General features: G+C 70.8%; 7 protein-coding genes. All 7 read left to right on the plus strand.

Going from position 1 to position 9,626, the window contains the following annotated elements; genetic code table 11:
• Positions 1–78 precede the first annotated feature (78 nt).
• Positions 79–1,146, plus strand: a complete 1,068-nt coding sequence (locus ABZ281_RS22980) for a polyprenyl synthetase family protein (RefSeq protein WP_356658191.1) — start codon at positions 79–81, stop codon at positions 1,144–1,146.
• Between the two features lie 121 nt (positions 1,147–1,267).
• Positions 1,268–3,352 (plus strand): squalene--hopene cyclase, encoded by a 2,085-nt coding sequence (gene shc / locus ABZ281_RS22985; protein WP_356658193.1) that lies wholly within the window; start codon positions 1,268–1,270, stop codon positions 3,350–3,352.
• On the plus strand, positions 3,352–3,993 hold the full coding sequence (locus ABZ281_RS22990; protein WP_356658195.1) for a 1-hydroxy-2-methyl-2-butenyl 4-diphosphate reductase: 642 nt from the start codon (positions 3,352–3,354) through the stop codon (positions 3,991–3,993). The genes shc and ABZ281_RS22990 overlap by 1 nt, the downstream gene beginning before the upstream one ends.
• Positions 3,994–3,998: 5 nt before the next feature.
• Positions 3,999–5,021, plus strand: a complete 1,023-nt coding sequence (gene hpnH / locus ABZ281_RS22995; RefSeq protein ID WP_356658197.1) for an adenosyl-hopene transferase HpnH — start codon at positions 3,999–4,001, stop codon at positions 5,019–5,021.
• Between the two features lie 4 nt (positions 5,022–5,025).
• On the plus strand, positions 5,026–6,183 hold the full coding sequence (gene ispG, locus ABZ281_RS23000) for a flavodoxin-dependent (E)-4-hydroxy-3-methylbut-2-enyl-diphosphate synthase (RefSeq protein ID WP_356658199.1): 1,158 nt from the start codon (positions 5,026–5,028) through the stop codon (positions 6,181–6,183).
• A gap of 29 nt (positions 6,184–6,212) precedes the next feature.
• Positions 6,213–8,108 carry a 1-deoxy-D-xylulose-5-phosphate synthase gene (dxs, locus tag ABZ281_RS23005; RefSeq protein WP_356658201.1) on the plus strand — a complete coding sequence of 632 codons (1,896 nt, stop codon included), beginning with the start codon at positions 6,213–6,215 and terminating at the stop codon, positions 8,106–8,108.
• Positions 8,105–9,520: an aspartate aminotransferase family protein gene (locus ABZ281_RS23010; RefSeq protein WP_356658203.1), complete on the plus strand. Its 1,416-nt coding sequence runs from the start codon at positions 8,105–8,107 to the stop codon at positions 9,518–9,520. The genes dxs and ABZ281_RS23010 overlap by 4 nt, the downstream gene beginning before the upstream one ends.
• Positions 9,521–9,626: the final 106 nt, after the last annotated feature.

Raw genomic sequence — 9,626 nt, forward strand, 5'->3', positions numbered from 1 at the left:
GGAGGCGGCATGATGCCGGCTCAGGCCGGCGCGGCAGGCGGCCCCCGCACCCCCGGTACCGCGACAAGAGGAGAGACTGTGCCCACTGTGCCCCCGGCCTCGAAGACTGCCGAGGCGGTGGACGTGACCGCGCTGCTGGAGCGCGGCCGGACCCTGGCCACACCGGTACTGCGGGCGGCCGTCGACCGCCTGGCACCTCCCATGGACACTGTTGCCGCCTACCACTTCGGCTGGATCGACGCCCAGGGCAGGCCCGCGGAGGGGGACGGCGGCAAGGCTGTGCGCCCCGCCCTCGCGGTGCTGTCCGCCGAGGTCATGTCGGCCGCCCCCGAGACCGGCATCCCCGGCGCCGTCGCCGTGGAGCTCGTCCACAACTTCTCCCTCCTCCACGACGACCTCATGGACGGCGACGAGCAGCGCCGTCACCGCGACACGGTCTGGAAGGTGCACGGCCCCGCCCAGGCCATCCTGGTCGGCGACGCCCTGTTCGCCCTCGCCAACGAGGTGCTCCTCGAACTCGGCACCGTCGAGGCCGGCCGCGCCACCCGCCGCCTGACCACCGCCACCCGCGCCCTGATCGACGGCCAGGCCCAGGACATCTCCTACGAGCACCGTGACCGCGTCAGCGTCGAGGAGTGCCTGGAGATGGAGGGCAACAAGACCGGCGCCCTGCTCGCCTGCGCCAGCTCCATCGGCGCGGTTCTCGGCGGCGCCGACGACCGCACCGCCGACACCCTCGAGAAGTACGGCTACCACCTGGGCCTCGCCTTCCAGGCCGTCGACGACCTGCTCGGCATCTGGGGCGACCCGGTCTCCACCGGCAAGCAGACCTGGAGCGACCTGCGCCAGCGCAAGAAGTCCCTGCCGGTCGTGGCCGCCCTCGCGGCGGGCGGTCCGGCCTCCGAGCGGCTCGGCGAGATCCTCGCCGCCGACGCCAGGTCCAGCGACTTCGAGAACTTCTCCGAGGAGGAGTTCGCGGCCCGCGCCGCCCTCATCGAAGAGGCCGGCGGCCGCGAGTGGACCGCCGACGAGGCACGCCGCCAGCACACCATCGCCATCCAAGCCCTCGACGCCGTCGACATGCCCGACCGGGTGCGGGAGCAGTTCACGGCCCTCGCGGACTTCGTCGTCGTACGGAAGAGATGATCAATATCGGCCGAATAGCCCTCGCGTAGTCGCCGGCCGGTGCCGTGAGTCATCACGGAGCACCGGCCGACGGCGGACCCACAGCAGCTGCACACCTGCACCACTGCACGAAGGGGAAGCCATGACAGCGACGACCGACGGAAGCACCGGGGCCCTGCCACCCCGCGCCGCCGCGGCCAGCGACACCGACACCGACACCCCCGGGGCGGCCGGGGTACCGGAAGCCGCCGCACGCGCCGCCCGGCGTGCCACCGACTTCCTGCTCTCCCTCCAGGACGCCGAGGGCTGGTGGAAGGGAGACCTCGAAACCAACGTCACGATGGACGCCGAGGACCTGCTGCTCCGTCAGTTCCTCGGCATCCGCGACGAGAAGACCACACAGGCCGCCGCGCTCTTCATCCGCGGCGAACAGGGCGAGGACGGCACCTGGGCCACCTTCTACGGCGGACCGAGCGAACTGTCCGCCACCATCGAGGCGTACGTCGCCCTCCGGCTGGCCGGTGACGCCCCCGACGCCCCGCACATGGCCAAGGCCTCCGCATGGGTCCGCGCCCAGGGCGGCATCGCCGCAGCCCGGGTCTTCACCCGGATCTGGCTGGCCCTGTTCGGCTGGTGGAAGTGGGAGGACCTGCCCGAACTCCCGCCCGAGCTCGTCTTCTTCCCGAAGTGGGTGCCGCTCAACATCTACGACTTCGGCTGCTGGGCGCGGCAGACCATCGTCCCGCTGACGATCGTCTCCGCGAAGCGGCCGGTACGCCCCGCCCCCTTCCCGCTCGACGAGCTGCACACCGACCCGGACCGGCCCAATCCGCCGAGGCCCCTCGCGTCGCCGTTCAGTTGGGACGGGGCCTTCCAGCGGATGGACAAGGGCCTGCACGCCCTGCGGAAGGTCGCCCCGCGCAGACTGCGCAGAGCAGCCCTGAACAGCGCCGCCCGCTGGATCATCGAGCGGCAGGAGAACGACGGCTGCTGGGGCGGCATCCAGCCCCCCGCCGTGTACTCGATCATCGCCCTGCACCTGCTCGGCTACGACCTCGAACACCCCGTGATGCGCGAGGGGCTGGCGTCCCTGGACCGGTTCGCCGTGTGGCGCGAGGACGGCGCCCGGATGATCGAGGCCTGCCAGTCGCCGGTGTGGGACACCTGTCTGGCCGCGATCGCCCTCGTGGACGCCGGAGTGCCCGCCGATCACCCGCAGTTGGTGAAGGCGGCCGACTGGATGCTGGGCGAGGAGATCGTCCGGCCCGGTGACTGGTCCGTGAAGCGGCCCGGACTGCCGCCCGGGGGCTGGGCGTTCGAGTTCCACAACGACAACTACCCCGACATCGACGACACCGCCGAGGTGATCCTGGCGCTGCGCCGGATCGCCCATCCCGACCCGGAGCGGCTCGACCGGGCCGCCGTGCGCGGCATGCGCTGGACTCTCGGCATGCAGTCGAGGAACGGCGCATGGGCCGCCTTCGACGTCGACAACACCAGCCCCTTCCCGAACCGGCTGCCGTTCTGCGACTTCGGCGAGGTCATCGACCCGCCTTCCGCCGACGTCACCGCGCATGTCGTCGAGATGCTCGCGGTGGAGGGACTCGCCCACGACCCGCGCACCCGCCGCGGCATCGAGTGGCTGCTGGCCGAGCAGGAACCGGACGGTTCGTGGTTCGGGCGCTGGGGCGTCAACTACGTCTACGGCACCGGGTCCGTCGTGCCCGCCCTGACCGCCGCCGGCATCCCCACCGCGCACCCGGCGATCCGGCGGGCCGTGGCCTGGCTGGAGTCGGTCCAGAACGACGACGGCGGCTGGGGCGAGGACCTGCGCTCCTACAAGCACGTCAGGCAATGGAGCGGCCGGGGCGCCTCGACCGCCTCGCAGACGGCGTGGGCGCTGATGGCCCTGCTCGCGGCGGGGGAGCGGGACTCCAAGGCCGTCGAACGCGGCATCGAGTGGCTCGCGGCGACCCAGCGGGCGGACGGCTCCTGGGACGAGCCGTACTTCACGGGGACGGGCTTCCCGTGGGACTTCTCGATCAACTACCACCTCTACCGGCAGGTGTTCCCGCTCACCGCGCTCGGCCGCTATCTGCACGGCGAACCCTTCGCCGACAAGCCGCGGGGGACCGGGAGGGCCGAGGAACGCCGGGTGGGCGGCAAGGCCGAGGAACTCCGGCGGAGCGGGACCGGCAAGCCGCTCACCGAGGCCAAGGGGAGCTGATGAGCGCACAGCCCGCCCCGCTCCCGCTGCTGATCGCCTGCGCGCTCGGCATCGAGCAGTTCGCCCTGCGCGCGGGCGGCCGGGGCGGGGCCGGAGGGCCGGTCACGGTGCTGCGGACGGGCATGGGGCCGGCCGCCGCCGAGCGGGCCGTCACCCGCATGCTGGCCGACCCGGCCCTGCGCGACGCCGCCGTCCTGGCCACCGGCTTCTGCGCCGGCCTCGCGCCGGGCATGCACCCCGGTGATCTCGTTGTCGCCGAGGAGACCCGCGACCCGCGTGGCACGACCCCCTGCGCCGGGACCGAGCTGCTGGTCAAGGAGCTGGCCCGTGCGCTGCCCGGGCGCACGGTGCACACCGGGCCGCTGACCTGCTCCGACCACGTCGTGCGGGGCTCCGAACGGGGCGCGCTGCGCGCGACCGGCGCGATCGCGGTCGACATGGAGTCCGCCGTCACGCTCCTGAGCGCCGTGCGTGCGGGGGAGCGCCCGGTTGCGGCCGTCCGGGTGGTCGTGGACGCTCCTGAACATGAACTCGTCCGGATCGGCACGGTACGCGGTGGAATATCAGCTTTCCGTGTTCTTCGTTCCGTCCTTCCCGCTTTCTTCGAATGGCACCGTTCCTTGCTGCTCCCCAGGAGGTGAGCCAGATGGCCATGCCGCTCCGACAGTCCATCAAGGTCGCTACATACTTGGCTGAACAGAAGATCCGCCGACGGGACAAGTTCCCGCTGATCGTCGAGCTGGAGCCGCTGTTCGCCTGCAACCTCAAGTGCGAGGGGTGCGGCAAGATCCAGCATCCGGCCGGGGTGCTCAAGCAGCGGATGCCGGTAGCCCAGGCAGTGGGGGCGGTCATGGAGTCCGGCGCCCCGATGGTGTCCATCGCCGGCGGCGAGCCGCTGATGCACCCCCAGATCGACGAGATCGTCCGCCAGCTGGTGGCCAAACGCAAGTACGTCTTCCTCTGCACCAACGCGATGCTGCTGCGCAAGAAGATGGACAAGTTCACGCCGTCGCCCTACTTCGCCTTCGCGGTGCACATCGACGGCCTGCGCGAGCGGCACGACGAGTCGGTCGCCAAGGAGGGCGTGTTCGACGAGGCCGTGGAGGCGATCAAGGAGGCCAAGCGGCGCGGCTTCCGGGTCACGACCAACTCGACCTTCTTCAACACCGACACCCCGCAGACCATCATCGAGGTGCTGAACTTCCTCAACGACGACCTCCGGGTCGACGAGATGATGATCTCGCCCGCCTACGCCTACGAGAAGGCGCCCGACCAGGAGCACTTCCTCGGCGTGGAGCAGACCCGCGAGCTGTTCAAGAAGGCCTTCTCCGGCGGCAACCGGCGGCGCTGGCGGCTCAACCACTCCCCGCTCTTCCTGGACTTCCTGGAGGGCAAGGTCGACTTCCCGTGCACGGCGTGGGCGATCCCGAACTACTCGCTCTTCGGCTGGCAGCGCCCCTGCTACCTGATGAGCGACGGATACGTGCCGACGTACCGGGAGCTGGTGGAGGACACCGACTGGGACAAGTACGGCCGCGGCAAGGACCCGCGCTGCGCCAACTGCATGGCGCACTGCGGTTACGAGCCCACCGCCGTCCTCGCCACCATGGGATCGCTGAAGGAGTCCCTGCGCGCACTGCGCGAGACGGTCTCCGGGAACCGGGAGTGAGGCCATGACCGCCGTTGAGCTGGGCGTCCCCGAGGTGCCGCTCCGTCCGATCGCCGAGCGGCGCGCCTCGCGCCGGATCCAGGTCGGTCCGGTGGCGGTCGGGGGAGGGGCCCCGGTGTCGGTGCAGTCGATGACGACGACCCGTACGTCGGACGTCGGCGCCACCTTGCAGCAGATCGCGGAGCTGACCGCGTCGGGCTGCCAGATCGTCCGGGTCGCCTGCCCCACGCAGGACGACGCCGACGCCCTGGCGACCATCGCCCGCAAGTCGCAGATCCCTGTGATTGCGGACATCCACTTCCAGCCGAAGTACGTGTTCGCGGCCATCGAGGCGGGCTGCGCGGCCGTCCGCGTCAACCCGGGCAACATCAAGCAGTTCGACGACCGGATCAAGGAGATCGCCCAGGCGGCGAAGGACCACGGCACGCCGATCCGCATCGGCGTCAACGCCGGGTCGCTGGACCGGCGCCTCCTCCAGAAGTACGGCAGGGCCACCCCCGAGGCACTCGTGGAGAGCGCCCTGTGGGAGGCGTCCCTGTTCGAGGAGCACGGCTTCCGGGACATCAAGATCTCCGTCAAGCACAACGACCCGGTCGTCATGATCGAGGCGTACCGGCAGCTGGCCGAGAGCTGCGACTATCCGCTGCACCTGGGCGTGACGGAGGCCGGGCCTGCCTTCCAGGGCACGATCAAGTCGGCGGTGGCGTTCGGGGCGCTGCTGTCGCGGGGCATCGGCGACACGATCCGGGTGTCGCTGTCCGCGCCGCCGGCCGAGGAGGTCAAGGTCGGCATCCAGATCCTCCAGTCCCTCGGGCTCAAGGAGCGCCGGCTGGAGATCGTGTCGTGCCCGTCCTGCGGGCGGGCCCAGGTCGACGTCTACAAGCTGGCCGAGGAGGTCACGGCCGGGCTCGACGGCATGGAGGTGCCGCTGCGGGTCGCCGTCATGGGGTGTGTGGTCAACGGGCCCGGCGAGGCACGGGAGGCCGATCTGGGGGTCGCCTCCGGCAACGGCAAGGGGCAGATCTTCGTCAAGGGCGAGGTCATCAAGACCGTCCCCGAGTCCAAGATCGTCGAGACGCTGATCGAAGAGGCGATGAAGATCGCCGAGCAGATGGAGCAGGACGGCGTGGGGTCGGGGGAGCCGGCCGTCACCGTGAGCTGAGCAGCACGGAATTCGAAGGGGGCCCGAGCGTGACGATTCTGGAGAGCATCCGGGGACCACGCGACCTGAAGGCGCTGTCCGATGCGGAACTGGGGGAACTGTCGGAGGAGATCCGGGAGTTCCTGGTGCACGCGGTCGCCAGGACCGGCGGCCATCTGGGACCCAACCTGGGCGTGGTGGAGCTGACCATCGCCCTGCACCGGGTCTTCGAGTCGCCGGTCGACCGCATCCTGTGGGACACCGGCCACCAGAGCTACGTCCACAAACTGCTGACCGGCCGCCAGGACTTCTCCAAGCTGCGCGGCAAGGGCGGCCTGTCCGGCTACCCCTCGCGCGAGGAGTCCGAGCACGACGTCATCGAGAACAGCCACGCCTCCACCGCCCTCGGCTGGGCCGACGGGCTCGCCAAGGCCCGCCAGGTGCAGGGCGAGAAGGGCCATGTCGTCGCGGTCATCGGCGACGGGGCCCTCACCGGCGGCATGGCCTGGGAGGCCCTGAACAACATCGCGGCCGCCAAGAACCGCCCGCTGATCATCGTCGTCAACGACAACGAACGCTCCTACGCCCCCACCATCGGCGGCCTCGCCAACCACCTCGCCACGCTGCGCACGACCGACGGCTACGAGCGGGTCCTGGCCTGGGGCAAGGACATGCTCCAGGGCACGCCCCTGGTCGGCAACACCCTCTACGAGGCCCTGCACGGCGCCAAGAAGGGTTTCAAGGACGCCTTCGCCCCGCAGGGCCTCTTCGAGGACCTGGGCCTGAAGTACGTGGGGCCGATCGACGGGCACGACACCGGGGCCGTGGAGTCCGCGCTGCGGCGCGCGAAACGCTTCCACGGGCCGGTGCTCGTGCACTGCCTCACGGAGAAGGGCCGCGGCTACGAGCCCGCCCTCGCCCACGAGGAGGACCACTTCCACACCGTCGGCGTGATGGACCCGCTGACCTGCGCACCGCTCTCCCCGGCGGGCGGCCCCTCCTGGACCTCGGTGTTCGGCGAGGAGATCGTCAGGATCGGCGAGGAGCGCGAGGACGTCGTGGCGATCACCGCCGCCATGCTGCATCCCGTTGGCCTGGGCGGGTTCGCCGAACGGTTCCCGGACCGGGTCTGGGACGTCGGCATCGCCGAGCAGCACGCGGCCGTGTCCGCGGCCGGCCTGGCGACCGGCGGACTGCACCCGGTCGTCGCCGTCTACGCCACCTTCCTCAACCGCGCCTTCGACCAGCTGCTCATGGACGTGGCCCTGCACCGCTGCGGGGTGACCTTCGTCCTGGACCGGGCCGGGGTCACCGGTGTCGACGGGGCCTCCCACAACGGCATGTGGGACATGTCCGTCCTCCAGGTGGTGCCCGGCCTCAGGATCGCCGCGCCACGGGACGCCGACCAGCTGCGGGCCCAGTTGCGCGAGGCGGTCGCCGTGGACGACGCGCCGACGCTGCTGCGGTTCCCTAAGGAGTCCGTCGGCCCGTCGATCCCGGCCGTGGACCGGGTGGGCGGACTGGACGTGCTGCACCGTTCCCCCCGGCCGCAGGCTCTCCTCGTGGCCGTCGGTGTGATGGCGCCGGTCTGCCTCCAGGCAGCCGAGCTGCTCGAAGCGCGCGGCATCGGCTGCACCGTCGTCGACCCCCGCTGGGTCAAGCCCGTCGACCCGGCACTCCCGGGCCTCGCCGCCGAGCACCGCCTGGTCGCCGTCGTCGAGGACAACAGCCGTGCGGCCGGGGTCGGTTCGGCCGTGGCGCTGGCCCTGGGCGACGCCGACGTCGACGTGCCGGTACGGCGGTTCGGCATCCCCGAGCAGTTCCTCGCACACGCCAAGCGCGGTGAGGTGCTCGCCGACATCGGCCTGACACCTGTCGAGGTCGCCGGACGGATCGGCGCGAGCCTGGCCGTCAAGGAAGAGCTGTCCAAGGAGCCACAGGAATGACAACCGCCGAGTCCGCGTCGGAGTCGTCGCAGGCCGGGGAGTTCGACCTCGGCAAGCTGCTGGCCGAGCGCGGGGCCGAGCGCTACGAGCTGCACACCCGGTACCTCAACCACCAGCTCCCGCGCATGCTGCACACCATCGGCTTCGACAAGGTCTACGAGCGCGCCGAGGGCGCCTACTTCTGGGACGCGGACGGCAACGACTACCTGGACATGCTCGCCGGGTTCGGGGTGATGGGCCTCGGCCGCCACCACCCCGTGGTGCGCAAGGCGGTGCACGACGTCCTGGACGCGCAGCTCGCCGATCTCACCCGCTTCGACTGCCCGCCGCTGCCGGGCCTGCTGGCGGAGAAGCTCCTCGCACACAGCCCTCACCTGGACCGGGTGTTCTTCGGCAACAGCGGCACCGAAGCCGTCGAGGGCGCCCTGAAGTTCGCCCGGTTCGTCACCGGCAGGCCCAGGATCCTGTACTGCGCGCACGCCTTCCACGGCCTGACCACCGGCTCCCTCTCCGTGAACGGCGAGTCCGGCTTCCGCGACGGCTTCGCCCCGCTGCTGCCCGACACGGCCGTCCCGCTCGGCGACCTCGACGCCCTGGCGAGGGAGCTGAAGAAGGGCGACGTCGCCGCGCTGATCGTCGAGCCGATCCAGGGCAAGGGCGTCCTCACGGGCCCGCCCGGCTGGCTGCGGGCCGCCCAGGACCTGCTGCACCGGCACAAGGCGCTGCTCATCGCCGACGAGGTGCAGACCGGCCTCGGCCGGACCGGCGACTTCTACGCCTACCAGCACGAGGACGGCGTAGAACCCGACCTGGTGTGCGTGGCCAAGGCGCTGTCCGGCGGCTATGTGCCGGTCGGTGCCACGATCGGCAAGGACTGGATCTTCAAGAAGGTCTACTCGTCCATGGACCGCGTCCTCGTCCACTCGGCGAGCTTCGGATCCAATGCACAGGCCATGGCGGCGGGCCTCGCGGTGCTGTCGGTGATGGAGAACGAGCAGATCGTCGCGAACGTCCGGGCCACCGGGGAGCGGCTCAGGTCCCGGCTGGCCGCGCTCACCGACCAGTACGAGATGCTCGCCGAGGTCCGCGGCCGGGGCCTGATGATCGGCATCGAGTTCGGACGCCCCAGGTCGCTGAAGCTGCGCAGCCGCTGGGCCATGCTCCAGGCCGCTCGCAAGGGGCTGTTCGCGCAGATGGTCGTCGTGCCGCTGCTGCAGCGGCACCGGATCCTCACCCAGGTCTCCGGCGACCACATGGAGGTGATCAAGCTGATCCCGCCGCTGATCATCGGCGAGCGGGAGGTGGACCGGTTCGTCGACGCCTTCACGGCCGTGATGGACGACGCACACAACGGCGGGCTGGTCTGGGATTTCGGGAAGACCCTGGTCAAGCAGGCGGTGGCCAACCGATAGGCGTTTTGCCTGTGAGGCAAGAAATTTGCCTGTGAGGCAAGAGCGGCAAGGCGGACATCCCCTGGGACGAGTTCGAGGGTGACTACGGCACCATCCGCGACCGCAT

The organism is Streptomyces sp. NPDC006265 (genome assembly GCF_040613555.1).
Classification (GTDB): domain Bacteria; phylum Actinomycetota; class Actinomycetes; order Streptomycetales; family Streptomycetaceae; genus Streptomyces.

Excerpts from the sequence above, each read along its gene's own strand:
- ispG (WP_356658199.1), top strand. The coding sequence starts at position 5,026 with ATGACCGCCGTTGAGCTGGGCGTCCCCGAGGTGCCGCTCCGTCCGATC.
- ABZ281_RS23010 (WP_356658203.1), top strand. The coding sequence starts at position 8,105 with ATGACAACCGCCGAGTCCGCGTCGGAGTCGTCGCAGGCCGGGGAGTTC.
- shc (WP_356658193.1), top strand. The coding sequence starts at position 1,268 with ATGACAGCGACGACCGACGGAAGCACCGGGGCCCTGCCACCCCGCGCC.
- hpnH (WP_356658197.1), top strand. The coding sequence starts at position 3,999 with ATGGCCATGCCGCTCCGACAGTCCATCAAGGTCGCTACATACTTGGCT.
- ABZ281_RS22990 (WP_356658195.1), top strand. The coding sequence starts at position 3,352 with ATGAGCGCACAGCCCGCCCCGCTCCCGCTGCTGATCGCCTGCGCGCTC.